A 23,851-nucleotide genomic window follows, 5' to 3' on the forward strand; every position below is an offset into this window, starting at 1 on the left:
AGACCCGGTCGCGGTGGCTGAGTACCTGCACGCGGGCTCCTTCGACCTGCCGGGCTACTCCCACACGATGTCCTGGACGGAGTGGGGTGCGCTGGCGGAGTCCCAGCCGGCGTTCGCGATCATCCGCGAGATGGAGCCGCCGGAGGGCATCAACGAGGGTGCTGGCTGGTACCCCGAGGTGCTGTTGGTCCCCGAGCCCCTCGAGCCCTACCAGCCCGAGTAGCGGACGGACGCCGACGGTTCAGCCGCCGCCCTCCACGTGCTGTGCGAGGGCGGCGGTGAACGCCGCCGGCTGGTCGAGGTTCGACAGGTGCGCGGCGTCGTCGAGGACGACCAGCTCGGCGCCGGGGATGCGCGCGGCCAGCCACTCCGCGTCCGACGGCGGGGTGGCGACGTCGAGCACCCCGCCGACGACCAGGGTCGGCACCGCGATCCGCTGCACCTCGTCGCGCAGGTCGGCGTCGCCGAGGGCGGCGCAGCAGGCCGCGTACCCCTCGCCGTCCGCGGTCGTGAACGCCCGCTGGGCATCCGCGAAGGCCACGGGCTGCGCCACGTCGAAGCCGGCGGCGAAGAACCGTTCGAGCACGTCGTCGCGGATGCCCGCCAGCCCGTGGGTGCGGACCGCGTCGATGCGTGCCGCCCACCCCTCCGCCGACCCGACCCGCGCGGCGGTGTTCGCCGCGGTCAGCGTCCGCAGCCGGTCGGGGTGGTGGAGCGCCACCCACAGCGCGGTCAGCCCGCCCAGCGACAGCCCGCACAGGTGCACGGTGTCCAGCCCGAGGTGGTCGAGGACGTCGATGACGTCGCCACCCAGGTCGGCGAGGGCGTACGGCCCGTCGGGGGAGGGAGCCCGCCCGTGCCCGCGGGTGTCCAGGCGGATCAGGCGGAACCGGTCCGCGAGCGCGTCGACCTGCGGCTGCCACATCGAGGTGTCCGAGCCGAGGGAGTGCAACAGGACGATCGGCGGGGCGTCCGCCGGCCCGTCGTCACGCCACGCGGTGATCATCGGGCCGGCTCCTCCGCGCCCGCCGTCGAGCCGCCCCCTGCCGACCCGCCCAGCGCGGCGTCGCAGGCGGCCACCACGCGGTCGGTGAAGGCCACCGCCCCGGGGGCGACGTCGGCGTCCGGTAGGTCCCCGTCCAGCTCGAGGCTCGCCACGGCCGCGCTCAGCGCCTCCACCGCCGCCCCGGCGGTCTGGACGACCAGTGGCACCGCGAAGGTCTCGGCGTGCCAGCCCCCCACGCCGCGCTCGAGCTCGATCGCGCGGCCGTGCAGCACGGTCGCCGCCCCCCCCGCGCAGGCCTCGGCCGCGGCGACCGCCCGGATCGCGTCGATCGGGTTCCGCTTGTCCGGCATGGACGACGAGCCGCCCGCGCGCATCCGCGCGGTGCCGTCACGGGCCAGCAGGGCCAGGTCGGTGCCGATCGTGGCGACCGTCCGGGTCAGGCGGCTGAGGACGGCGACCACGTCGTGGACCGGTGAGCGGTCGGCGTGCCACGGCGCCGGGGGGGCGACCAGGCCCAGCAGCTCCGCCATGCGGTCGTGCACCGCGGGACCGTCCTCGCCGAGGACGTCGAGCGTCCCGGTCGGGCCGCCCAGCTGGACGCGCAGCCCACGCCGGGCCGCGCGCACGGCCGCGAGGGCCTCGACGACCGGCGCGAGCCAGCCGGCGACCCGTCGGCCGACCGTCGTCGGCACCGCCGGCTGCAGGAACGTCCACCCCGTGGTGGGCGTCGTCCGCTGCGCGACCGCCAGGTCCCGCAGGCGACCCACGAGGGCCGCGAGGTCGTCGCCGAGCACCTCGAGGGCGTCGCTGACCTGGAGCACCAGGCCGGTGTCGACGACGTCCTGGGTGGTCGCGCCGTGGTGCAGCCAACGGGCGGCCTCGTCGTCCAACCGGTCCCGCAGCCGGTCGAGGAGCGGCAGGACGGGCGTCCCGGCGACCCACCCCTCCACGAGGACGGCCTCGGGGTCCTCGACGCCCTCGCCGCACGCGGTCGCGATCCGACCCGCGACGTCGTCGCCGAGGATCCCGACGTCCGCGGACGCCCGGGCGAGCGCCGCCTCCACCCGGCACATCATCGCCACCCGCGTCCCGGCGCCGAAGAGCGCGGTCATCACGTCGGTGCTGAAGCCCGGGTCGATGGTCGGGAGGGTCATGTGCCCGCGTGCGCCTCGTCGGTCCGGCGGTGCAGCTCGCGCAGCACCTCGAGCTCGGTGTCCGTCGGGGGCGGGGTCTCGCCCACCTCGTCGGCGAACCGGACCGCCCAGCCGGTCGCCTCAACCACGTCCTCGCGGGCCACGCCGGGGTGGAGCCCGTCGACGACCAGCTCGTTCGTGCCCGCCTCGGGCCGCATCGTGCACAGGTCGGTGACCAGCAGCGTCGGGCCGGCGGTGGTGATCCCGAGGGCCGCCCGCTCGGTGCCGGTCGGTCCGAACCCGAGGGACGTGATGAAGTCCACGGTCTCGACCAGGGCCCGGGGGGAGTGCTTCACGGTGATGAAGACCTCCTGGCACTGCGAGGCGATCTCCGGCGCGCCGCCCGCGCCCGGCAGCCGCACCGCCGGGTCGGCGTGGTCGCCGATCACGGTCGTGTTGATGTTGCCGTACCGGTCCAGCTGGGCGGCGCCGAGGAAGCCGACGGTGATCCGCCCGCCCTGCAGCCAGTAGCGGAACATCTCCGGCACCGAGACGGTCGCGAGGGCCGTGGCGGCCAGCTCGCCGTCGCCGATCGAGAGCGGCAGCACGTCGGGGCGGGTGCCGAGGGTCCCGGACTCGTAGATCAGGGTGATGTCGGGGCAACGGGTCAACCGCGCCAGGTTGCAGGCCGCCGACGGGGCGCCGATCCCGACGAAGCACACGTCGTCGTCCGACAGCGCCCGCGACGCCGCGATGGTCATCATCTCCGTCGGGGTCCAGCCGCTCATGCCCGGCTCCCGGCATCCGCGCCCAGGACGTGCGCCTCCATCCAGGCGGTGAAGGTGTCCCGGTCGGACGCGATGTCGTCCCACGCCACGTAGAAGGCGTTGTCCCGGTCGTAGTAGCCGTGGGCGTAGGAGGGGTGGGCGCCGCGCGGGGCCTCGACGACGTGGTCGATCGCCCAGCCGGGCAGCACGCAGGCGTTCATGCTCGGCACGTCGAGGTCGTCGACGACCTCCTCGACGGTCACGACCGACCGGGTCGACGCGAGCACCACCTCCTTCTGGACGCCGATGATCCCCTCGATCAGCACGTTGCCCTGGCGGTCGGCCCGCTGGGCGTGGACGATGCCGACGTCGGGCCGCAGCGAGGGCACGGCGGCCAGCTCCTCGCCGGTGAAGGGGCAGGTCACGGTGCGGATGTCGGGGTTCACGTCCGCGAGCGTCGTGCCCTGGTAGGCCCGCAGCGCCGCGAAGGGCAGGCCGGCGGCCCCCGCCTCCCAGGCGCTCGCCATGGCCGCGTGGGCGTGCTCGACGACCTCGAGGGGCCGCGGCCAGCCGTGCTCGACGGCGTCGCGGAACCGGCGGAGGGACCCCACGCCCGGGTTGCCGCCCCAGGAGAACACCAGCCGGGAGGCGCAGCCCATGCCGATCATCTGGTCGTAGACCAGGTCGGGGGTCATGCGGATCAGCGTCAGGTCGGTGCGGCCCTGGCGGATGATCTCGTGGGCGGCGGCGAAGGGGATCAGGTGGGTGAACCCCTCGAGGGCGACGGTGTCGCCGTCGTGCACGGTCGCCGCGATCGCGTCGTGGAGCGACGTCAGCTCAGCCACGGATCACCAGTCCAGGAACACGGTCTCGTCGTCACCCTGCATGCGGATGTCGATGGCGTAGGTGGCGACGTCGCCGTCGTCGTCGCCGCGCCGGGCGATCAGGGTGTGCCGGCGATCGGCGTCGACGGCCTGCAGGACCACGTCGGCGGCGTTCGCCGCCTCCTCGTCGGAGAAGTAGATGCGCGTGAACGAGGGGGTGAGGATGCCGCGCGCCTGGACGATGACGTTGAGGTGCGGCGCCTGCGATCCGCCGTCGGGGTGGGGGACCGGACCGGGCTTGACGGTATGCAGCACCCAGGACCCGTCCTCGAAGGCCGTCTTGACCCGTCCGAAGCCCGTGAAGCCCGGGTCGAGGGGGATGTCGTCGCGGTCGTCGACGGGGTGGCGGTAGCGCCCCGCGGCGTTGGCCTGCCACACCTCGAGCAGGCCGTCCTCGACGTGGCCACCCCGTCCGTCGAGCATGCGCCCGGTGACGCGGATGCGCTGGCCCGGCACGTCCGGTCCGGCGAGGGTCGCCTCCTCGTCGGTCCGCGCGAGTATCATCGAGAAGTACGGCCCGACGGTCTGGGAGGGGGTCTGCAGCGCTGGCGTGGGCGTCCTCATGCCGCCTCACCTCCCAAGGGGGGGCAGGCCCCCCCTTTCGAACCCCCCGAGGCGGCATTGCGGTCCAGTGGTGTCCTCATGCCGCCTCCTCGGACTCCATCGGCGTCGCCTGCACCCCGCGCAGCACGATGTCCCAGCGCCACCCCGTCGCCCAGTTCTCGGTGGTGACCTCGTGGTCGTAGGTGGCGATCAGCCGGTCGCGGGCGTGGGCGGGCACGGCCTGGAAGATCGGGTCGAGGTCGAGCAGCGGGTCGTCGGGGAAGTACATCTGGGTCACCAGCCGGCTGCCGAGGGACGGCCCCATCAGCGAGAAGTGGATGTGCGCGGGCCGCCACGCGTTCGGGTGGTTGCCCCAGGGGTAGGGGCCCGGCCGCACGGTCGTGAACCGGTAGACACCGTCGGCGTCCGTGCGGCACTGCCCGACGCCGAGGAAGTTCGGGTCGAGCGGCGCCGGGAAGTCCACCTCCCGCCAGTGGGCGTAGCGGCCGCTCGCGTTGGCCTGCCACACCTCCACCAGCGTGCCGGGGACCGGGGTGCCGCGCTCGTCCAGCACCCGCCCGGTGACGATCGTCCGGGCGCCGATCGCCTCGCCGCCGGTGCCCGCGTTCGTGGTGAGGTCGGCGTCGTCGTCGCTCAGCTCCGCCCAGGCCGGTCCCGGCCCGGTGGCCTCGGACAGGCTCTGGACGATGCGGACCATGTCCCGGTCCGGGCTGCGCAGCACCGTCGACTTGTAGTCGGGGTACCGGAACGGCGGGTGGTCGTCGTAGGCCTTGGGGCCGGAGTGGATGATCTCAACCATCTGCGTCTCCCTCCTGGTGGGCGTCGCCGAGGATCGCCTTGGCCCGCGACAGGGCGTGGTTCGCTGCCGGCACGCCGGCGTACGCGCCGACGTGGAGCATGACCTCGGCCACCTCCTCCGGCTTCACCCCGGTGTTGCGCGAAGCCCGCAGGTGCAGGTCGAGCTCCTCGCGGCCCAGCGCGGCGAGGATCGCGATCGTGACCAGGCTGCGCGTGCGGTCGTCGAAGGTGTCGCGGGTCCACACCGACCCCCACACCACCTCGGTGATCCAGCGCTGGAAATCACGGTCGAGGTCGGTCGCGGCGGCGGTCGACCGGTCGACGTGCGCGTCGCCGAGGACGCGTCGGCGCACCGCCATGCCGGCCGCGTACCGGTCGTCGGCCGACGCGGGGGGGGGGTCGTCGGGCATCGGGCCGGCCCTAGAACGGGTAGTGGCGCGGGCCGGTCTGGACCGTCATCCAGCGGAGGTCGGTGAACTCGTGCACCCCCGCGGTGCCGCCGAAGCGGCCCCAGCCGCTGGCCTTCACGCCGCCGAAGGGCATCTGCGCCTCGTCGTGCACCGTGGGGCCGTTCACGTGGCAGATCCCCGACTCGATGCGGTGGGCCACGTCGAGCGCTCGTGCCGCGTCGCCGCCGAACACCGCCGCCGACAGGCCGTAGATGGTGTCGTTCGCGTGCTCGACGGCCTCGTCGACGCCGCTGACCCGGGTGATCGGCTTGACGGGGCCGAAGGACTCCTGGTGCCAGATGTCCATCTCGGGGGTGACCCCGTCGATCAGGGTCGGGCCCATCAGCGTGTCCTCGGCCTTCCCGCCGCAGACCAGAGTCGCCCCCTTCGCGAGCGCGTCGTCGATCAGGGCGTTGCACCGCTCGACGGTCTCGGCGTCGATCACGCTGCCGAGCACCACCGGCCCCTCTGACGGGTCGCCGAAGGGCAGGCCCGCCGCCTTGGCGGACAGCTTCTCCACGAACTCGTCGGCGATCGTCGAGTCGACGATGATCCGCTCGGTCGACATGCAGATCTGCCCGGCGTTGGCGAACGCGCCGAACGCGGCGGCGTCCACGGCGGCGTCCACGTCGGCGTCGTCCAGGATCACGAGGGGTGCCTTGCCTCCCAGCTCGAGTACGACGGGCTTGAGGTGCTCGCCGCACAGCTTGCCGATCTCGCGGCCCACCGCGGTGGACCCGGTGAAGTTCACCCGACGGGTGGCGGGGTGGGCGATCATCGCCTCGACCACGGCCGGGGCGTCAGCGGCGTCGTGGCTGATGTAGTTGACGACGCCGTCGCCGAGGCCGGCCTCGTGCAGCGCGTCGACGATCAGCCGGTGCGTCAGGGGGCACTTCTCCGAGCCCTTGAACACGACGGTGTTGCCGACGGCCAGGGGGGTCGCGAGGGCCCGCACCCCGAGGATGATCGGGGCGTTCCACGGCGCCATGCCGACGACGACGCCCGCGGGCTGGCGGACGGCCATCGCCACGCTGCCCGGCACGTTCGAGGGGATGACCTCGCCGGTGACCTGGGTGGTCAGCGATGCCGCCTCGCGGAGCATCCCGGCGGCGAGACCGAGGTTGAACATGCCCCAGTGGTCCGGCGACCCGGTCTCGGCGGTGACGGCGGCGGTGAACGCCTCGGCCTTCCCCTCGAGGACGTCCGCGGCGGCCAGCAGCAGGGCCCGCCGCTCACCCGGCGGACGGGCGGACCACTCGCCGAAGGCCGCCTGCGCGGCCTCCACCGCCGCGCGGGCGTCATCCGGCGTGGCGGCGGCCGCGACCGTGGCCACGTCGCCGTTGATCGGGTTGCGCCGCTCGAACGTCCCGCCGCCGGAGGCGGGCACCGCCCGCCCCCCGATGAACAGATCGATGGTCTCAGACATCGCCGGCTCCCCTTCCTCGTTCGCACAGCGAACTGCTGTTCGCTGCGTGAACGGTAGGTCGCGGGTCGGGCTGCCGTCAAGCGCTGCCGGGCTGCAGGTCGACGACGAGGGGGAGGTGGTCGCTCGGACCGGCCGGACCGACCGTCGCCGCCGTAGCCGCGACGCCGCGCACGTAGGCCTGGTCGAGCTGCAGCCGTGGGCTCCACGAGGGGTAGGTCGCCAGGCCGGGGCGGTGGCGCCACCCGCCGGCGCGGCCGTCCGCCCAGGGCCCTCCCGAGGGCCACGGCCAGGCCAGCCCCCTGGTCCGCACGGCGACGCGGCCGGCCCACAGCGGCAGGTTGAGGTCGCCGATCAGCACCGCCGGCCCCCGGTGCCCGCCGGCTGCGGCCAGCGCGTGCCCGAGCTGGGACACCGCCCGCCACGGCAGGTAGGAGAGGTGGGTCGTCGTCACCCTGACGCCGTCGCCGACCGTCGCCGACAGCGCCACCCGCGGCTCGCCGTCGGGGCCCGGCCGGGTGGGGCTGGCGTCCGGCGAGCGCCGCCCGGGCCCGCCACCCGGCAGGCGCGTGCGCAGGACGTCGGTCAGGCCGACCCGCGACAGCAGCCCGACGCCGTACCCCGCGGTGGCGGGGCCCAGCCCCTCCCCGGGTACCGAGGTCGCCGGCACCTCGGTCCAGGCCACGTCGGGGTTGCCGACCAGCGCGGGTCCGAAGACCCCCTCCAGGCCGAGCCGCTCGGCCCGCCAGGCGACCTGGTCGACGCGGCCGGAGCGCTCCAGGCGGCAGTCGACCTCCTGCAGCGCCACCACGTCGGCGTCCAGCTCAGCGATCCACGCCGCCACCGCGTCGAGGTCGACGTCGCCCGCGTCCAGGCGGGTCCGGTCGCGGGACAGCCGCCGGACGTCGACGCCGTGGAGGAGGTTGACAGAGGCGATGCGCACCCCGCCAGCCTGCCCCGGGGCAACCCCCGGCCCGTCAGCCCGCGAGCGTCCGGTGGTGGACGGCGACCGCCGGGCCGAGCATCGCGGCGACCGGCCCGAAGCCGAGGTCCCAGACCCGCCCGCCGCTGGCGAGCAGCTGGTCGCGCCACAGCGGCCACCGGTCGCACGCGGCCCGGGAGATCAGCAGGTCCACCGTCGGCGTGTCGGCCACGCCGAGGACGCCGACGAGCTCGTAGCCGAGGAGCGCCAGCGCGTCGCCGTGCTCGGCGGCCACGTCGGCGTGGGAGAACACCGCGGTCACCCGGCAGCCGTCGGGGACCGGCGGCAGCCCCTCCGCCCAGTCCGGGGTGTCGACGGGGATGCGCAGCAGCAGGTCCGGGTCGGCCTCGACGTCGGGGGCGGGTCGGACCCCGCTGCCCCGCGGAGGTGTGCTGCCCGGCTGGTCCGGGAAGGGGAACACGGCGGCGGACGCCGGGGTGGTCCCCGGGGTGGCGTCGCGGCGTCTGCCGCGTGGTCGGTCCGGCATCGGACGGGCAGTGTCACAGGCGCGCCCCGCCAGAGCGTGGAGGCACGACGGAATCGTCCGGTCGACGTGGGTCGATCTGGTCACCTCGGAGGCCCTCGCGGCACCTGCGCCGCCCAACCCCCGCGACTACTGTCTGCCGCCCGAGCACGCGAGGAGGCCGCGATGGCTGACTGGTCCGGTGACGATCGTCCGGTGACGCTCGGCGCGCTCCGCGCCGCGGGGTACCCCGACCGGAGCGTCAAGCAGGAGGTCGCGGCCAACGCCGCCGCCCGGCTCCGCGAGGGCCGACCGCTGGTCGAGGGGCTGGTCGGCTTCGACCAGACGGTCCTTCCCGCGCTCGAGACGGCGCTGCTCGCCGGCCACGACCTGATCCTGCTGGGCGAGCGCGGGCAGGCGAAGAGCCGCATCGTCCGCTCGCTGACCGAACTCCTCGACCCGGAGATCCCCGTCGTCGCCGGCAGCGAGGTCAACGACCACCCCTACCACCCCTTCACCCCGGCGGCCCGCCGCCTCGTGGACGAGATGGGTGACGCCACCCCGATCGAGTGGGTGCCGCGGGACCAGCGGTACGCGGAGAAGCTCGCGACGCCCGACATCGCCGTCGCCGACCTGGTCGGCGACGTCGACCCGATCAAGGTCGCCGAGGGGCGCTACCTCGGGGACGCCGAGACGATCCACTTCGGCCTGATCCCGCGGCACAACCGGGGGATCATCGCGATCAACGAGCTGCCGGACCTGGCCGAGCGGATCCAGGTCGCGCTGCTGAACGTGATGGAGGAGCGGGACGTCCAGATCCGCGGGTACAGCCTGCGCCTCCCCCTCGACCTGCTGGTGGTCACCACCGCGAACCCCGAGGACTACACGAACCGCGGGCGCATCATCACCCCGCTGAAGGACCGCTTCGGGTCGGAGATCCGCACCCACTACCCCCTCGACGTCGACCACGAGGTCGACGTGATGACGGCCGAGGCGCTGATCCCGTCGGGGGAGGGGCTGCCGACCGTCGTCGTCCCGCGCTTCATGGCCGAGGTCCTGGCCGCCTTCACGCGGTCCCTCCGCAGCGCCGGCGAGGTCAACCAGCGCTCCGGGGTCAGCGTCCGCTTCTCGACCGGGAACTACGAGACCATCGCGGCGTCCGCGGTCCGCCGGGCGGTGCGGACCGGCGAGGACACCGCCGTCGCGCGGCCGAGCGACCTGCCGGCGGTGATCGCCGCGTCCATGGGGAAGATCGAGTTCGAGTCCTTCGAGGAGGGTCGCGAGGTCGAGGTCATGACCCGGCTGATGAAGCGCTCGATCCTCGAGGTGTTCCGGCGTCGGGTCCGCGGCGCGGACGTCGCCGGGCTGCTCGACTCCTTCGAGACCGGTCTCGAGGTGACGACCGGCGACCTGATGAGCGGGCATGAGCTGATGGGCCAGATGGACCGCATCCCCGGCCTGGCAGGGGTCCTCGCGGGCCTCGAGGTCGAGGAGAACCCGTCCATGGCCGCCGCCGCGATCGAGCTGTGCCTGGAGGGGCTGCACCTGTCCCGCCGCCTCGACCGCACCGAGTCCGACGACGGGTACACCTACACCCAGGGCTAGGAGGGCGACATGAGCGCGATCCGCTACGGCCGCTGGAGCGGCACCCAGGACCCGTGGGGCAACGACCTGTCGCCCGACGAGGTCCTCGCCGAGATCGCCGACGACCTGCTCGACGGCGTCGACCCCGACGACGCGATCGAGGACCTGCTGCGCCGTGGGATCGACGGGCGGGTCGAGGGCCTCGACGCGCTCGCCGAGCGCCTGCGCCAGGCCCGCCAGGACGAGCTCGACCGGATGGGGCTGGAGGGTCCCCTCCAGCGGGTCGCCGAGCAGCTCGACGAGATCGTCGAGCTCGAGCGCACCGCCCTGCAGTTCTCCGACGACGAGCTCGACGCGGCCGACCGCACCGCCCAGCTCGACCGGATGCCGACGGACCCGGCGGGGCGGTTCGCGGCCCTGCGGGACTACGCCTTCCACGACGCCGGGGCCCAGCAGGCGTTCGACCAGCTCGTCGACGAGCTCCGCGGCGACGTCGCCCAGGCCACCTTCGGTCAGCTCGCCGACGCGATCGACGCGACGAACCCCGAGGACCTCGCGCGGATGCGCGACATGATCGCCGAGATCAACGGGTTGGTCGCCCGCGCCGAGCAGGGCGAAGACGTCCAGGCCGACTTCGAGGACCTCAAGTCCCGCTACGCCGACATGATCCCCGGCGACCCGGAGACCCTCGACGACCTGCTCGAGGAGATGGCCCGCCGGATGGCGGCGATGGACCGGCTGATGGCGGGGCTCAGCCCGGAGCAGCGCCAGCAGCTGGCTGAGCTGGCCGCCCAGGCGCTCGGCGACGCCCAGGACCTGCAGTTCCAGGCCGCCCAGCTGAGCCAGACCCTCCAGGGCATGTTCCCGCAGATGGGGTGGGGTCAGGGGATGCCCGGCGCGCCGATGGCCGGCCAGCAGCAGGGCTCGCTCAGCCAGACCGTGGACTGGATGCAGCGCCTCGGCGAGCTGGACGACCTGGGCCAGGCGCTCGGCCAGCGCTACCCGGGCGCCCGGCTGGAGGACGTCTCGGACGAGGCGCTCCGGTCAGCCCTGGGCGACGAGGCCGCCCGCGACCTGGCGAAGCTCAAGGAGATCGAGCGGCTCCTCGAGCAGTCCGGGGCGGTCCAGCGGCGCGCCGGCAAGCTCGAGCTGACCCCGAAGGGCGTCCGCCGCCTGGGGGAGCAGTCCCTCACCACCATCTTCGAGCGGGCCTTCCAGGGCTCCTTCGGCGGGCACCGCGCGACCTCCGTCGGCGGCGACTCCGAGCTGACCGGCTCGACGCGGGAGATGCGCTTCGGCGACCCGTTCCGCCTCGACATCCCGAAGACGGTCCGCAACGCCGTGGTCCGCAACGCCGGTTCGCCCGAGGGGGCGGGAGGCGCGGCGCGAAGTTGGGCGCGATCGGGGCCTCCTTCGCCTGACGGCGAAGTTCGGCGCGATCCTGGCGCCCGGAGGGCCGTCCGACTGGACCCCGGCGACTTCGAGCTGGCCGAGGCCGAGCGGCGCGTGAAGGCCGTCACGGTCCTGCTCCTCGACATGTCCTACTCGATGCCGCTGCGGGGCAACTGGGACCACGCCAAGCGGCTCGCCCTCGCCCTGCAGTCGCTGGTCGCGAGCAAGTTCCCCTCCGACGCCTTCCACATCGTCGGGTTCAGCGACTACGCCCGACGCCTGCAGCCGAAGGACCTGCTGGTCAGCGGCTGGGAGCGCGTGTGGGGCACCAACATGGAGCACGCGTTCCGGATCGCCCGCCGGCTGCTCAGCGCCGAGCCGGGCGCGGAGCGGCAGGTGATCATGGTCACCGACGGCGAGCCCACGGCGCACCTGATGGAGGACGGGCAGTCGTTCTTCAACTGGCCGCCGCACCCGATCACCTTCGCCAGGACCACCGCCGAGGCCATGCGGCTGTCGCGGACGGGCTGTGACCTCAACGTGTTCATGCTGGACCACGACCCGGGGAGCGCCCGGTTCGTGGAGGGGATGGTCCGGCGCGCCGGCGGCCGGGTGTTCTACCCGGACCTGTCCGACCTCGGGTCGGTCGTCGTCCGGGACTTCCTGCGCCGTCGGGCCAGCTGACCAGGCCTCCGCGAGGGTCCGTCCGTCGGGCTTGCGCGCCGGTCGGCGATGGCGGAGGGTGTCGCGCGACAGGCTCGCCGGACGAGGCGGACCCGACGACGAGGAGCCACGGTGCCCGAGACCCCGACCAAGATCCTGCTCGACGAGTCGGAGATCCCCCGGCGCTGGTACAACGTCATCCCGGACCTGCCCGCCCCGCCGCCCCCGCCCCTCCACCCGGGGACGCACGAGCCGATCGGGCCGGACGACCTGGCGCCGCTGTTCCCGATGGAGCTGATCGGCCAGGAGGTCTCGACCGAGCGGTTCATCGACATCCCCGACGAGGTCCGGGACGTCTACGGCCTGTGGCGGCCGACGCCGCTGTACCGGGCCCACCGCCTGGAGGCGGCGCTGGGGACCCCGGCCCGGATCTACTACAAGTACGAGGGCACCTCGCCGGCGGGGTCGCACAAGCCGAACACGGCGGTGCCCCAGGCGTACTACAACGCGAAGGCCGGTGTGAAGCGGCTGACGACGGAGACCGGCGCCGGCCAGTGGGGGAGCGCGCTGAGCTTCGCCTGCGCCCAGTTCGGCCTGGACCTCGAGGTGTGGCAGGTCGCCGCCAGCTTCACCCAGAAGCCCTACCGCGCCTCGATGATCCGGACCTGGGGTGCGACGATCCACTCCTCGCCGTCCGAGCTGACCGCCGCCGGCCGGGCGATCCTCGCCGAGCACCCGGACTCGCCGGGGTCGCTCGGCATCGCGATCTCCGAGGCCGTGGAGGTGGCCGCGCAGGACCCCGACACCAAGTACGCGCTCGGGAGCGTCCTCAACCACGTGCTGCTGCACCAGACCGTCATCGGGGAGGAGGCGCTCCTGCAGTTCGCGAAGGTGTCCGAGACCCCGGACGTCATCGTGGGCTGCACCGGCGGCGGGTCGAACTTCGGCGGCCTGTTCTTCCCGTTCCTGCGCGAGAAGCTGGCAGGTCGGATGGACCCGCGGATCGTCGCGGTCGAGCCGCCTGTCCGTCGCTCACCAAGGGCGAGTACCGCTACGACTTCGGCGACACCGCCGGGATGACCCCGCTGGTCAAGATGCACACGCTGGGCCACGACTTCGTGCCGGACCCGATCCACGCCGGCGGGCTGCGCTACCACGGCATGGCGCCGCTGCTGAGCCACATGTACGAGCTCGGGCTGTTCGAGGCGACCGCCATCGGGCAGGTCGAGTGCTTCGAGCGCGCGGTCCAGTTCGCCCGGACCGAGGGCATCGTGCCGGCGCCCGAGCCGACCCACGCGATCGCCCAGACGGTGCGGGAGGCGCTGGCGTGCAAGGAGTCGGGGGAGGAGAAGGTCATCCTCACCGCCCTCTGCGGCCACGGCCACTTCGACATGGCCGCCTACGACGCGTACTTCCGCGGCGAGCTCGTCGACTACGACTACCCCGAGGAGGCCGTCGCCGAGGCCATGGCCCGCGTCCCGGTTATCGCGGGGTAGCTCCACCGCTCCACCCCCTCCACCGAACTCTCAGTGCACTGACCGGGGTCAGGACGGCCGTCGTGCGCCCCGCGCGGCGCCCTGACCTGCGGTTCTGCGACTCTCGGTGCACCACGCACCTCCCCCGGCCGTCCCTGACTGCACCGAGAGTTCGCCAGGGGAGGGAGGCGGTCCGCCAGGGGAGGGGGAGGGGCGCTCAGGCGCGGTGACGCCGATGCGGTCACCGGGCTGGAGCGGAGCGGGGAACCGGAGGGACACGGGCCCTCAATCCAAGCAGAACTCGTTCCCCTCCGGGTCCGCCATGACGATGTGGCCGGCACCGAGGCCGCCCGGCTCGTGTCGCTCCAGCCTGGCGGCACCGCGAGCGACCAGCTCGGCGGCCCGCGCCTCGAGCGCTGCCATCCGCGCGTCCCCCTCGAGGCCCGGTGCGGCCCGCACGTCGACGTGCACCCGGTTCTTGACCTGCTTGGGCTCGGGGACCTGCTGGAAGAAGAACCGCGGGCCGGTGCCGTCGGGGTCCTCGCACGCCGAGGCGCTGTTCCACTGCGACTCCGGCACCCCGCGGGCGGTGAGGAAGTCCTCCCACGAGGCCGAGCCGTCCGGCGGGCCGGGGACCACGTAGCCGAGCGCCTCGGCCCAGAAGGCCGAGAGGGACCGCGGGTCGGCGCAGTCGATGGTGACCTGGATCGCGTGGGCCATGCCGGCAGCCTGTCGGCGCCCCGACGGGATGGCAACCCGACTCCGGTCAGATCCCGTCCGCTGGCCCCGGCACCGCTCAGAGCGACAGGACGTAGGCCGCCCAGACCACCACCGCGATGGTGGTGTTGAACGTCGTGTGCCACACGGTCGCCGCGAGGACCGCCGACCGGCGCGCCCCCACCCGGTCGACGGCCAGCACCGGCGTGGGCGGGCCCATCACCAGCCGCGTGTAGCCGTCGGCGTCCTCCGCGAGGGGCAGGCGGCCCGGCACGTGCACGACGCGCGGGACGGCGGCTCGCCGGTACGCGCGCAGGTAGATCCGGCCGTAGGTGAACCCGGCGACGGCGATCGCCAGGGCGGCCGCGACGGGGATCAGCATGATCAGGTGGACCAGGCCGAACCGGAGGGCGCTCCACGCCTGGCCCCACCCGTCGAGGTCCTCCCACCCGGTTCGGAACGCGCTCTCCTCGGCGTGGGCGAGGTGGGGGAACAGCGCCACCAGCAGCGCGAGGAACCCGGTCACCACCGCCACGTCGGTCCAGGGGATCGCCGGGGCGGCCCGACCCGTCTCCGCCGCGGTGATCGCCCCCTCCACCGGTGCCTCGAGCGTCCCCTCGATCGGCGCGAACACCGCGTTGCCGTCCAACCCGACCAGGCTGCCGAGCCCGTACCCGGTGACCGGCACCGCCCACAGGAGCAGCACCAGCACGGCCATCACGACGACCACCAAGCCGAGCGACCCGACGACGTGGCGTGGTCGGATCGACCCCCACACCTCGACGGCCAGCCGCCGCCGTGACCACGCGGCCCGCGCGGACCGGACGAGGAGCAGGCCCACGCCGGCCACCACGGCGATCCGGACGACGTCGACGACCTGGGCGGGCACCTCCCCACAGTACGACCCGCACCCGCGCCGCCCCCTGGCGAGGGTGTGGACGGGTGGTCGGCGTCGGGACCGCCGGCCGGTAGCGTGTCACCCCACCGTGGCACGACCGTCGAGCACCACCCCCGAGACCCTGTTCGGCGCCGAGGCCCCCGAACGGGTCGCCGGCGAGGTCGTCTACGTCATCTACGCCGACGAGGGGACCGGGTTCGCCGTCGTCAGCGTGGACGAGGACCGGGAGGGGGCGATCCGGGCCGCCGGCCCGCTGGCGGGCCTGGCGGTCGGGCAGGCCGTGACCCTGGTGGGCCGCTGGAACGACCACCCGAAGCACGGGCGGACCTTCGACGCGGACTTCTACGAGCTCGCGACCCCGCGGACGAAGAGCGGCCTGCAGGCGTTCCTCGCGAGCGACCGGTTCCCCGGCGTCGGCGAGAAGCTGGCCGCGAAGCTGGTCAAGGCCTTCGGCACCGGCCTGGACCAGGTCATCGCGAACGAGCCCGAGCGCCTGACCCAGGTCACGGGCGTGTCCGCCGCCCTCGCGGCCCGCATCCACGGCGCCTGGCAGTCCGCGGGCATGCTCCCGCGGATCGTGCAGGTCCTCGCCTCGGTCGACCTCGGCCCTGCCGTCGCCCGCGCCGCGGTCAAGCGGTTCGGCGACGAGGCCGCGGAGGTGCTGGCCGACGACCCGTACGCCTACCTCTCCCTCCCGGGCGTCCGGTGGCGCCACGCCGATGCGCTCGGGCGCGCGGCCGGCATCGACGACGACGACCCGCGCCGACTGGCTGCGGGCGCGGCCGGGCTGGTCCAGGCGCTCTGCTGGCGCGACGGCCACACGTGGGTGGGCGTCGACGAGGTCCGGCGGCGCCTCCCGTCCGTCCTCGGCGGTGGTGCCGACCGTGCGGACCGTGCCCTCGCCGCCGCGGTCGAGGTCGGCGAGCTCGACGTCGACGACGAGCCGATCGAGGGCCCGCCCGATGGTGGTGGCCCCGACCCGCTCCCCGGCGGGCGGGTCGCGCCGCGACTGATCCACGAGGCCGAGCTGACCTTCGCCGCCCACGTGGCCGATCTCGTCGGCGGCGACGGCGGACGGGCGAACCCGGCGGCTGCGGACGCGGAGGTCCCCGACGGACCGGGGGAGGGGTTGACCGCCGAACAGGCCCGCGCCGTCGCGACCGCGCTGACCCACCCGGTGTCGGTGCTGACCGGGGGGCCGGGCACGGGCAAGACCCACGCGATCACCGAGCTGATCCGGCGCGCGGCGGCCGCCGGCGCAGAGATCGCGCTGTGCGCCCCGACCGGACGGGCCGCCAAGCGCCTCGAGGAGGTCACCGGCCACGCGGCCACGACCGTGCACCGGCTGCTCGAGGCCCGACCGGACCCCTCGGAGGGGTTCACCTTCGGCCGCACGATCGACAACCCGCTGCCCCACGACCTGGTCGTCGCCGACGAGTGGTCGATGGCCGACGTGCACCTCGCCGCCGCGCTGCTCGAGGCCCTCGAGCCGCCCACCCACCTGCTGCTGGTCGGCGACCCGGACCAGCTGCCGCCCGTCGGGCCCGGCGCCTCCCTCCGCAACCTCCTCGCCAGCCGCGCGGTGCCCGTCACCCGCCTCACCGAGGTGCACCGCCAAGCCGCCGAGAGCCGGATCGTCACCCTGGCCCACGAGCTGAACGCGGGCGCCTCCCCGGTGGTGACCGGCCGCGACGGCGACGTGTTCGCCGTCCCCGAGCGCACCCCCGGCATCGCCGCGCGGGTGGCGGCCATCGTGGCCGAGCGGGCACCGGCGTTCTTCGACTGCGCGCCCGCCGACGTGCAGGTGCTGGCCAGCATGTACCGGGGTCCGGCTGGCGTCGACGCCATCAACGCCGCGCTGAAGGACCGGCTGAACCCCGCCGCCGACCGCCCCGCGGTGGGCGGGTGGCACGAGGGCGACCGCGTCGTGGCGACGCGGAACGACCCGGAGTCCGACGTCGCCAACGGCGACATCGGCGAGGTCGCCGCGACCGACCGCACGGCCGGCAGCGTGACCGTCGCCTTCCCCCAGGGGGAGGTGACGCTCGACGGCGAGCGCCTCGGCCAGCTCGCACCGGCGTGGTGCCTGACCGTCCACAAGTCCCAGGGCGGCGAGTGGCCGGTCGTGGTGCTCGTCCTCGACCGCGCGCACCGGTCCATGCTGACCCGCGAGCTGGTGTACACCGCGCTGACGCGGGCCCGCCGCGGCCTGCTGCTCGTCGGCGACCCCCGCCTGGTCACCGAGGCCTCCACCCGCGTCGGGGCGGGCCTCACGGCACGCCGCACGACCCTGGCCGCCCGGTTGGCACGCGACATCGCCTACCTCGCCCCGACCGGCGAGGATGTCGCCGACCCCTCGTCCCCGGACGATCCCGACCGATGAGGAGCTGACCGCAGAGGAGGTCCGATGGCCCAGCTGTTCACCTCGATCGCCCTCGACCCGGCCGTGCGCGGCCGGCTCATCGCGACGCTGAGCGGCCTGCACGCCGAACGGCCGTTGTCAGCGGCCGACCCCCGCGACGCGGTCGGGCGGCTCCAGGGAGCGCTCGACGCGCTGGGGCTGGACGCGGTCCGGATCCGCGGGGCGGTGGGTCACGCCGGCGTCGAGGTCGACCACGTCTGGCTCGCCGTCCGCTCCGGGCCGGGCGGGCCGTGGGTCCTCGACGCGGCGTTCCCGCTCCACCAGCCGACCTTCCTGGCCGCGCTGTCGGGCTACGTCGCCGGCACCACGACCCGGGAGGAGCTGGATGCCATCGCCCGCCGCTCCCGCATCGAGGACCGGGTCATCGGCGAGCTGCCCGCCCGCACGACCTACCGCGGCCGACCCTACTGGGGCACGTCGGCGAACTGACCACATCGGCGAACTGACAGGGCATAGCCGTCGCGTCGAGGGGTAGGGTCCGGCTCGGACCCGCTGATGAACCTCTGAGCACAGGGAGCCGCACCGCACATGGCCGACCAGACGCCGCACCAGAACACCGAGTTCCCCTCGAACGGCCACACCGCCCACGGGTACCTCGCCCAGCCGGAGTCCGGCTCCGGCCCTGGCCTGATCGTGATCCAGGAGTGGTGGGGCCTCACCGACCACATCGCCGACATCTGCAACCGCTTCGCCCAGCAGGGCTACGTCGCCCTGGCCCCCGACCTGTTCGGCGGCAAGGTCACCCACGACGCGGACGAGGCCGGCCAGATGATGCAGGAGCTGCCCGAGGCCGATGCGGCCCGCGACCTCGGCGGCGCGGTCGACTACCTCCTCGGCCACGACGCGGTGGAGGGGTCGAAGGTCGGCGTCGTCGGCTTCTGCATGGGCGGCGGGTTCGTCATCCAGCTCGCCGCGCAGCAGGGCGACAAGATCGGGGCGGCGATCCCGTACTACGGGGTCCTGCAGCACGAGCCGGACTACTCAGCGATCACCGCTCCGGTCCTCGGCCACTACGCCGAGACCGACGACTTCGCCCCCCCGACCAAGGCGCTCGAGATGGGCAAGGCGATCCGCGACGCCGGCGGGCAGGCGGCGATCAACGTCTACGGCGGCACCGGCCACGCGTTCTTCAACGACGAGGACCACATGGGCACCTACGACGCCGACGCCGCCGCGGTGTCGTGGGCCCGCACCCTCGCGTTCCTGTCCACCCAGCTCTCCTGACGGAGGCCCTGCGGACGGGGGAGGGGACGTCACGCGCGGACGTCCTCCTCGTTGAGACCGGTGACCGCCGGACGAGGAGGACCGACGCGATGGACGAGGACGCCCCGGACGTCCCTGACGCGCAGGCGGTGGTCGGCGTCGCCGCCGCGCTGATCGACACCGTCGGAGGTCCGCAGGCGGCGGCGATCCTCCACGCGCAGTACGGCTGGGACATCACCGTGCAGGCGGTCGCGCACGTGCGGGGCGACCACGTGCGGGGCGACGAGGCGGGCCGGGCGCTCCACCACTGCGTCGCGCTGCTGCTGGTCAGCGACGCCTGACCCGGCCGGAGCTGCTCAGGCGCAGACGCGGTGGGCGACGGCGAGCACGTCGCCGCAGACATCCGTCCCGGGTGTGCCCGCGCCGTCGGAGAAGTCGTCGGAGAACCAGCACTCACCGGTCGGGTGGGCGTGGCGTCGGCACCCGAACACCGCGGTCGCCGCGGCCTGCAGGGCCTGCAGGTAGGTGCGGGCGGCCCGGTCGCGGTCGGTCGGGTCCTGGGGGACGGCCACGCCGATCGCCAGCGCACCGGCCAGCCGGCACGCGGCCGCGCCGCCGTCGATCGCGGCCAGCGGGCAGCCCGCGCCGCACCCGCCGTCGACGCACTCGGTGTAGGCCATGTGGGTCGCCGCCGCGGCGCGCAGCTGCGAGGCCAGGGCCCTGCCCTGGGTGACGGCGTCGCACGCGGTCCCGTCCGGGCCGCCGGGGCGGGCGCCGACGGTCAGGCCGCTGATCTCCAGCAGCCACTCGGCGGTTGAACTCGACACGTTCGACACGTTATCCACATCGGCGGATCCGGAACCGACTTGATGGTCGTCCGTGTGGACATCCGCGATCTGGAACACTCTGTGACGTCCCAGACCCCGGCCACGAAGGAACCCGACCGTGATATCCGAGCTCAAGGCCTTCCTCCTGCGCGGCAACGTGATCGACCTGGCCGTCGCCGTCGTGATCGGCACCGCCTTCATCGCGATCGTCACCGCGATCGTCGAGGGCATCCTGAACCCCCTCATCGCGCTCATCGTCGGGGCCAACTCGATCGACGAGGCGACGTTCGCCATCAGCGGCACCGACTTCCTCTACGGGCGGGTCATCGGCGCGACCATCAACTTCGTGCTGGTCGGCACGATCCTGTTCTTCTTCGTGAAGGCCGCGAACCGCCTGATGGAAGCGCGCCGCCGCGAGGAGACCGAGGAGGTCACCGTCGACGAGACCCCTGAGGAGATCGTCCTGCTCCGCGAGATCCGCGATCGCCTGAGCGCTCCGCCCGCCCGCTGATCAGCCGGTCGGCACCACCCCGCCGCCGCCCGCCGCGCGGCGGACCCGGTCCATGACCGCGCGGCCGAGCCCGTGGCTCGGCACCGCCTCGACGACGACGACGTCCAGCCCGCGGACGTCGGCTTGGCGCAGCGCGTCGTAGAGGACGGTGGCCAGCTCGGCAGCCCCCAGCGGGCTGGCCAGCACGGACACGCGCGGGTCGAGTCCCGGCAGGGTGGGGCCGATCAAGCCCGTCGTCTGCCGCTCGGCTATCTCGGCGGCCACGTCACCGCCCTGCCCGGCGCTCGCGACCACCACCCGTGCGCTCGGCTGGTAGTGCGCGAAGCGGGTGCCCGGTGACAGCGGCGACCCCGACTCCGCGGTGACGTCGACGCCGAGGTCCTCGCGGGTCACCGTGCCCTCGCGCAGCACCACCGGCGCGTCCCCGCGGGCGTCGACGACCGTGGACTCGATCCCGACGGGACAAGGCCCGCCGTCGAGGATCCAGTCGATCCTGCCGCCCAGGTCCGCCTGCACGTGTGCGGCGGTGGTGGGGGAGGGGCGGCCGGACAGGTTCGCGCTCGGCGCGGCGACGGGGGTCCCGGCGACGGCGATCAGGGTGCGCGCCAGCGGGTTGGCCGGCACCCGCACGGCGACGGTCGACAGACCGCCGGTGGTGACCCGCGGCACCACATCGGCCGCGTCGAGCACGAGGGTGAGCGGACCCGGCCACCACCGCTCCGCCAGGCGGCGGGCGAGCGGCGTCACGTGCGCGACGACCCGTCCCAGCCAGGCGGCGTCCGGCAGGTGGACGATCAGCGGGTTGTCCGCGGGGCGTCCCTTCGCGTGGAAGATCCGCTCGACCGCAGCGGGGTCGAGCGCGTCCGCGCCGAGCCCGTAGACGGTCTCGGTGGGGAAGGCCACCAGCGCGCCGCGGCGCAGCGCGCGGGCGGGCTCGCCCAGCAACGCCGGCAGGTCCTGCTCGACCGTGCCCGGTGGCACGGTGATCACCGAGGCGGCCACGTCAGCGCGCGTCCGCCTCGGGGGCCGGCCCGTCCAGCCGGCGGGACGGCGCCGGCGGCTGCAGGGCGAACGTCAGGTACGCCATGGTCTCCTCCGCGTCGCCCCGGTGGCGGGGGAGGCGCTGGGCGACGGCGTCGACCCGCTCCCGCGACCCGGCCGGCAGACCGGCCGCACCGGGGACCATCCGCGCCAGCACGGCGGCGCGGCGCTCCAGGCGGGCGGCCGCGGTCCGCTCGCGGTCCGTCGCGACGGCGCGGAGCCGCGCGAGCCACCGGCCGCCGCCGCCCAGCTCGAGGTGGTCGGCCAGCTCGCGCATCGCGGCGTACAGCGGCTGGGCGGGCACGTCGATGCGCCCGAGCCCGATCTCCAGCCGTGCCAGAGCCCCGGCGATGGCCGGCCCGAGCCCCTCCCGGGCGATCTCCCGGGTGTGGGACAGCCGGACCAGCTCGACGACGAGGTGCTGCTGGCGGGCGGTCGTGCCCGCCGCGTCGAGGCAGGACCGCACCCCGGCGGCCCACAGGTCGAGGTCGGCCCGGTCCAGGGCGTCAGCGACCTCGAGGGCGATCCGGTAGACGTCGGGCCCCTCCTCGAGGCGGGTGCGGGAGGGGCCGGGTTGCGGGAGTGCGGACATCGCCCGACACGGTACGCGGGGGTGTGACGTCCGTCCGGCGTCGCGGGTGGCGACACCGGCTCGGCTAGAAGGCCGCGTCGTCCATCTCCATCACGTCGAGCGACGTCGACGCCAGGATCTCCCGCCGCGCCGTCAGCTGGGGCAGGACGTTGGCCGCGAACCACTTCGCCGCGACGACCTTCCCCTCGTAGAAGCGGCGATCCGCATCCGACGCGGCGCCGCCGTCCAGGGCGGTGACCGCGACGGCCGCGCCGCGCAGCAGCAGCCAGCCGACGACCAGCTCGGAGATGCTGTGGAGGAACGGGGTGGTGTTCAGGCCGAGCTTGTACAGGTCCTCGCCGAGGAACTGCACCATCGACCCGAGCATGCCCTGCACGTCCTCGAGGGCGGTCTGCAGCCGCTGGCGCTCGTCGGACAGCTGCACGCCACCGCCGTCGCCCTTCGCGAAGGCCTGCACCTCGCCCAGGAGGCGGGTGAGGGTGGCGCCCTGGTCCTTGCCGATCTTGCGGAAGAACAGGTCCATGCCCTGGATGCCGGTGGTGCCCTCGTAGAGGGTGTCGATCTTGGCGTCCCGGATGTACTGCTCGATGGGGTAGTCGCGGGTGTAGCCGGCGCCGCCGAAGACCTGCAGGCTGAGGCTGAGCAGCTCGTAGGACTTCTCCGAGCCGTAGCCCTTGACCATCGGCAGGAGCAGGTCGTTCAGCCGCTCCCATGACTGGGCCTCGTCGTCGTCGCCGGCGTGCTGGGCGAGGACGACCTTGTCCTGCACCCACCCGGTGTAGCTGACGAGCGCGCGGAGCCCCTCCACGTGGGCCTTCTGGGCCATCAGCATCCTGCGGACGTCGGGGTGGCGGATGATCTCGACGCGCGGGGCGGTCTTGTCCATCGCCTTCTTCATGTCCGGGCCCTGCACGCGCTCGGTCGCGTACTCGAGGGCGTTCAGGTAGCCGGTGGACAGCGTCGAGATCGCCTTGGTGCCGACGAGCATGCGGGCGTACTCGATGACCTTGAACATCTGCGCGATGCCGTCGTGGATGTCGCCGACCAGCACGCCGCGGGCGGGGACGTCGGTGTCGGAGAAGTACAGCTCCGCGGTCGAGGAGGCCTTGATGCCCATCTTGTCCTCGATCGCGCGGACGAAGACGCCGTTGCGCTCGCCGAGCGACCCGTCCTCTTCGACCCAGTACTTCGGCACGACGAACAGGCTGAGGCCCTTCGTCCCCTCACCAGCGCCCTCGGGGCGGGCGAGCACGAGGTGGACGATGTTCTCGGGCCAGTCGAAGTCGCCGTTGGTGATGAAGCGCTTGGTCCCGGTGATCGTCCAGGTGCCGTCGCCGTTGTCCACCGCCTTCGTGCGGCCGGCGCCGACGTCCGAGCCGGCGTCCGGCTCGGTCAGCACCATGGTGCCGCCCCACTTGTTGTCGACCATGGGGCGCACGAAGCGGTCGCGCTGCTCCTCGGTGCACACGCGGTCGAGGATCGAGGCGAAGAACGGCCCGGCGGTGAAGAAGAACGCCGCGGGGTTGGCGCCGACGAACATCTCCGAGGCCGCCCACGACACGGACTGGCTGGCGCCGTACCCGCCCAGGTGGGTCGGCACGTACAGCAGGTGCCAGTCGTTGTCGAAGAACGCGTCGAGGGAGGCGTTGAGCTCCGGCGGGCAGGTGACCTCGCCGGTCTCCGGGTCCAGCGTGGAGGGGGTGCGGTCGGCGGCGGTGAAGCTCGCCGCGAAGTCCTCCCGGGCCAGGCGGTCGACCTCCCGCAGCACGTCCTGGGCGGCATCGGCGTCCATCATCTCGAAGGGTCCGGTGCCCAGGTGGTCCTGGACGCGGTTCACCTCGAAGAGGTTGAAGAAGACGTCTCGGAGGTTGCTCTTGTAGTGGGTCACCGGGTCGCTCCTCGGTGCGGGTCGGGACAGGGCGGGCGCTGACCTCAGTCAGTTACCGGTCAGTATGTTACCCGCCGGTAACAACCTGTGCCAAGTCGGCGCGCCGTCGCCCCGCCCCGCTGTCGACTTTCGGTGCACCTAGCGCCGTTCACCTGGCGGTGCCGGTGCA

At 73.9% G+C, this 23,851-nt stretch carries 23 protein-coding genes and 2 pseudogenes; 9 read left to right on the forward strand and 16 right to left on the reverse strand.

Annotation, left to right across the window (positions count from 1 at the left end; genetic code table 11):
- Nucleotides 1–223: pseudogene (locus ACEQ2X_RS05705) on the forward strand (hypothetical protein); the annotation flags it as partial.
- An 18-nt stretch (nucleotides 224–241) separates the two neighbouring features.
- On the opposite strand, the gene pcaD reads toward ACEQ2X_RS05705, so the two are convergent.
- The 10 genes from pcaD to ACEQ2X_RS05755 form a co-directional block, all read right to left on the reverse strand.
- Nucleotides 242–1,006, reverse strand: coding sequence for a 3-oxoadipate enol-lactonase (pcaD, locus tag ACEQ2X_RS05710; protein WP_370324825.1), 765 nt, complete (start codon nucleotides 1,004–1,006; stop codon nucleotides 242–244).
- Nucleotides 1,003–2,160 (reverse strand): lyase family protein, encoded by a 1,158-nt coding sequence (locus tag ACEQ2X_RS05715; RefSeq protein ID WP_370324826.1) that lies wholly within the window; start codon nucleotides 2,158–2,160, stop codon nucleotides 1,003–1,005. Before ACEQ2X_RS05715 ends, pcaD begins: the two co-directional genes overlap by 4 nt.
- Nucleotides 2,157–2,927, reverse strand: a complete 771-nt coding sequence (locus ACEQ2X_RS05720) for a CoA-transferase subunit beta (protein WP_370324827.1) — start codon at nucleotides 2,925–2,927, stop codon at nucleotides 2,157–2,159. The genes ACEQ2X_RS05715 and ACEQ2X_RS05720 overlap by 4 nt, the downstream gene beginning before the upstream one ends.
- Nucleotides 2,924–3,751: a CoA transferase subunit A gene (locus tag ACEQ2X_RS05725; protein WP_370324828.1), complete on the reverse strand. Its 828-nt coding sequence runs from the start codon at nucleotides 3,749–3,751 to the stop codon at nucleotides 2,924–2,926. The genes ACEQ2X_RS05720 and ACEQ2X_RS05725 overlap by 4 nt, the downstream gene beginning before the upstream one ends.
- Before the next feature lie 3 nt (nucleotides 3,752–3,754).
- On the reverse strand, nucleotides 3,755–4,354 hold the full coding sequence (gene pcaG / locus ACEQ2X_RS05730) for a protocatechuate 3,4-dioxygenase subunit alpha (protein WP_370324829.1): 600 nt from the start codon (nucleotides 4,352–4,354) through the stop codon (nucleotides 3,755–3,757).
- Between the two features lie 76 nt (nucleotides 4,355–4,430).
- The gene (gene pcaH / locus ACEQ2X_RS05735; protein WP_370324830.1) at nucleotides 4,431–5,153 is read right to left on the reverse strand and encodes a protocatechuate 3,4-dioxygenase subunit beta; all 723 of its coding nucleotides are present in this window, start codon (nucleotides 5,151–5,153) and stop codon (nucleotides 4,431–4,433) included.
- Nucleotides 5,146–5,562 carry a 4-carboxymuconolactone decarboxylase gene (gene pcaC, locus ACEQ2X_RS05740; RefSeq protein ID WP_370324831.1) on the reverse strand — a complete coding sequence of 139 codons (417 nt, stop codon included), beginning with the start codon at nucleotides 5,560–5,562 and terminating at the stop codon, nucleotides 5,146–5,148. The genes pcaH and pcaC overlap by 8 nt, the downstream gene beginning before the upstream one ends.
- Before the next feature lie 10 nt (nucleotides 5,563–5,572).
- Entirely contained in the window at nucleotides 5,573–7,027 is a 1,455-nt protein-coding gene (locus ACEQ2X_RS05745) for an aldehyde dehydrogenase (RefSeq protein ID WP_370324832.1), read from the reverse strand.
- Between the two features lie 76 nt (nucleotides 7,028–7,103).
- Nucleotides 7,104–7,967, reverse strand: coding sequence for an endonuclease/exonuclease/phosphatase family protein (locus tag ACEQ2X_RS05750; protein ID WP_370324833.1), 864 nt, complete (start codon nucleotides 7,965–7,967; stop codon nucleotides 7,104–7,106).
- A 34-nt stretch (nucleotides 7,968–8,001) separates the two neighbouring features.
- Nucleotides 8,002–8,493 (reverse strand): hypothetical protein, encoded by a 492-nt coding sequence (locus tag ACEQ2X_RS05755; RefSeq protein ID WP_370324834.1) that lies wholly within the window; start codon nucleotides 8,491–8,493, stop codon nucleotides 8,002–8,004.
- Between the two features lie 162 nt (nucleotides 8,494–8,655).
- On the opposite strand from ACEQ2X_RS05755, the gene ACEQ2X_RS05760 reads away from it, so the two are divergent.
- The 3 genes and pseudogenes from ACEQ2X_RS05760 (at nucleotide 8,656) to ACEQ2X_RS05770 (ending at nucleotide 13,604) form a co-directional block, all read left to right on the forward strand.
- On the forward strand, nucleotides 8,656–10,074 hold the full coding sequence (locus ACEQ2X_RS05760) for a sigma 54-interacting transcriptional regulator (RefSeq protein WP_370324835.1): 1,419 nt from the start codon (nucleotides 8,656–8,658) through the stop codon (nucleotides 10,072–10,074).
- 9 nt (nucleotides 10,075–10,083) lie between these two features.
- A complete protein-coding gene (locus tag ACEQ2X_RS05765) occupies nucleotides 10,084–12,129 on the forward strand; it encodes a VWA domain-containing protein (RefSeq protein WP_370324836.1) in 2,046 nt (681 codons plus the stop codon).
- Between the two features lie 111 nt (nucleotides 12,130–12,240).
- Nucleotides 12,241–13,604: pseudogene (locus ACEQ2X_RS05770) on the forward strand (TrpB-like pyridoxal phosphate-dependent enzyme).
- Between the two features lie 264 nt (nucleotides 13,605–13,868).
- Here ACEQ2X_RS05770 and ACEQ2X_RS05775 read toward each other — a convergent pair.
- Both ACEQ2X_RS05775 and ACEQ2X_RS05780 read right to left on the reverse strand, forming a co-directional pair.
- The gene (locus tag ACEQ2X_RS05775) at nucleotides 13,869–14,303 is read right to left on the reverse strand and encodes a VOC family protein (protein WP_370324837.1); all 435 of its coding nucleotides are present in this window, start codon (nucleotides 14,301–14,303) and stop codon (nucleotides 13,869–13,871) included.
- A 76-nt stretch (nucleotides 14,304–14,379) separates the two neighbouring features.
- Complete coding sequence (locus ACEQ2X_RS05780; protein ID WP_370324838.1) at nucleotides 14,380–15,189, reverse strand: hypothetical protein; 810 nt, start codon at nucleotides 15,187–15,189, stop codon at nucleotides 14,380–14,382.
- 97 nt (nucleotides 15,190–15,286) lie between these two features.
- Here ACEQ2X_RS05780 and ACEQ2X_RS05785 point away from each other — a divergent pair, with 97 nt between their 5' ends.
- The 4 genes from ACEQ2X_RS05785 to ACEQ2X_RS05800 all read left to right on the forward strand — a co-directional run bounded on the left by ACEQ2X_RS05785 (nucleotide 15,287) and on the right by ACEQ2X_RS05800 (nucleotide 19,164).
- Nucleotides 15,287–17,581 (forward strand): AAA family ATPase, encoded by a 2,295-nt coding sequence (locus ACEQ2X_RS05785; protein ID WP_370324839.1) that lies wholly within the window; start codon nucleotides 15,287–15,289, stop codon nucleotides 17,579–17,581.
- Nucleotides 17,582–17,605: 24 nt separating this feature from the next.
- Entirely contained in the window at nucleotides 17,606–18,049 is a 444-nt protein-coding gene (locus ACEQ2X_RS05790; protein ID WP_370324840.1) for a hypothetical protein, read from the forward strand.
- A 99-nt stretch (nucleotides 18,050–18,148) separates the two neighbouring features.
- A complete protein-coding gene (locus ACEQ2X_RS05795; RefSeq protein WP_370324841.1) occupies nucleotides 18,149–18,844 on the forward strand; it encodes a dienelactone hydrolase family protein in 696 nt (231 codons plus the stop codon).
- A gap of 89 nt (nucleotides 18,845–18,933) precedes the next feature.
- Nucleotides 18,934–19,164: a hypothetical protein gene (locus tag ACEQ2X_RS05800; RefSeq protein WP_370324842.1), complete on the forward strand. Its 231-nt coding sequence runs from the start codon at nucleotides 18,934–18,936 to the stop codon at nucleotides 19,162–19,164.
- A 15-nt stretch (nucleotides 19,165–19,179) separates the two neighbouring features.
- On the opposite strand, the gene ACEQ2X_RS05805 is transcribed toward ACEQ2X_RS05800, so the two are convergent.
- On the reverse strand, nucleotides 19,180–19,650 hold the full coding sequence (locus tag ACEQ2X_RS05805) for a hypothetical protein (RefSeq protein WP_370324843.1): 471 nt from the start codon (nucleotides 19,648–19,650) through the stop codon (nucleotides 19,180–19,182).
- Nucleotides 19,651–19,768: 118 nt separating this feature from the next.
- Here ACEQ2X_RS05805 and mscL point away from each other — a divergent pair, with 118 nt between their 5' ends.
- Complete coding sequence (gene mscL / locus ACEQ2X_RS05810) at nucleotides 19,769–20,161, forward strand: large conductance mechanosensitive channel protein MscL (RefSeq protein ID WP_370324844.1); 393 nt, start codon at nucleotides 19,769–19,771, stop codon at nucleotides 20,159–20,161.
- Here the strand turns inward: mscL and ACEQ2X_RS05815 are convergent, their stop codons facing one another.
- From ACEQ2X_RS05815 to ACEQ2X_RS05825, 3 genes are all read right to left on the reverse strand, one after another.
- Complete coding sequence (locus ACEQ2X_RS05815) at nucleotides 20,162–21,151, reverse strand: L-threonylcarbamoyladenylate synthase (protein ID WP_372530542.1); 990 nt, start codon at nucleotides 21,149–21,151, stop codon at nucleotides 20,162–20,164.
- 13 nt (nucleotides 21,152–21,164) lie between these two features.
- On the reverse strand, nucleotides 21,165–21,794 hold the full coding sequence (locus ACEQ2X_RS05820; protein WP_370324846.1) for a hypothetical protein: 630 nt from the start codon (nucleotides 21,792–21,794) through the stop codon (nucleotides 21,165–21,167).
- A 64-nt stretch (nucleotides 21,795–21,858) separates the two neighbouring features.
- Nucleotides 21,859–23,682, reverse strand: a complete 1,824-nt coding sequence (locus tag ACEQ2X_RS05825; RefSeq protein ID WP_370324847.1) for an acyl-CoA dehydrogenase — start codon at nucleotides 23,680–23,682, stop codon at nucleotides 21,859–21,861.
- Between the last annotated feature and the right edge of the window lie 169 nt (nucleotides 23,683–23,851).

This window comes from Euzebya sp., assembly GCF_964222135.1.
In the GTDB taxonomy this organism is placed as follows: Bacteria; Actinomycetota; Nitriliruptoria; order Euzebyales; family Euzebyaceae; genus Euzebya.

Bases quoted from the DNA above. Each gene is read 5' to 3' on its own strand.
- pcaD (WP_370324825.1), bottom strand. From the start codon at position 1,006: ATGATCACCGCGTGGCGTGACGACGGGCCGGCGGACGCCCCGCCGATC.
- ACEQ2X_RS05715 (WP_370324826.1), bottom strand. From the start codon at position 2,160: ATGACCCTCCCGACCATCGACCCGGGCTTCAGCACCGACGTGATGACC.
- ACEQ2X_RS05720 (WP_370324827.1), bottom strand. From the start codon at position 2,927: ATGAGCGGCTGGACCCCGACGGAGATGATGACCATCGCGGCGTCGCGG.
- pcaG (WP_370324829.1), bottom strand. From the start codon at position 4,354: ATGAGGACGCCCACGCCAGCGCTGCAGACCCCCTCCCAGACCGTCGGG.
- pcaH (WP_370324830.1), bottom strand. From the start codon at position 5,153: ATGGTTGAGATCATCCACTCCGGCCCCAAGGCCTACGACGACCACCCG.
- pcaC (WP_370324831.1), bottom strand. From the start codon at position 5,562: ATGCCCGACGACCCCCCCCCCGCGTCGGCCGACGACCGGTACGCGGCC.
- ACEQ2X_RS05745 (WP_370324832.1), bottom strand. From the start codon at position 7,027: ATGTCTGAGACCATCGATCTGTTCATCGGGGGGCGGGCGGTGCCCGCC.
- ACEQ2X_RS05755 (WP_370324834.1), bottom strand. From the start codon at position 8,493: ATGCCGGACCGACCACGCGGCAGACGCCGCGACGCCACCCCGGGGACC.
- ACEQ2X_RS05760 (WP_370324835.1), top strand. From the start codon at position 8,656: ATGGCTGACTGGTCCGGTGACGATCGTCCGGTGACGCTCGGCGCGCTC.
- ACEQ2X_RS05765 (WP_370324836.1), top strand. From the start codon at position 10,084: ATGAGCGCGATCCGCTACGGCCGCTGGAGCGGCACCCAGGACCCGTGG.
- ACEQ2X_RS05775 (WP_370324837.1), bottom strand. From the start codon at position 14,303: ATGGCCCACGCGATCCAGGTCACCATCGACTGCGCCGACCCGCGGTCC.
- ACEQ2X_RS05790 (WP_370324840.1), top strand. From the start codon at position 17,606: ATGGCCCAGCTGTTCACCTCGATCGCCCTCGACCCGGCCGTGCGCGGC.
- ACEQ2X_RS05795 (WP_370324841.1), top strand. From the start codon at position 18,149: ATGGCCGACCAGACGCCGCACCAGAACACCGAGTTCCCCTCGAACGGC.
- ACEQ2X_RS05800 (WP_370324842.1), top strand. From the start codon at position 18,934: ATGGACGAGGACGCCCCGGACGTCCCTGACGCGCAGGCGGTGGTCGGC.
- ACEQ2X_RS05820 (WP_370324846.1), bottom strand. From the start codon at position 21,794: ATGTCCGCACTCCCGCAACCCGGCCCCTCCCGCACCCGCCTCGAGGAG.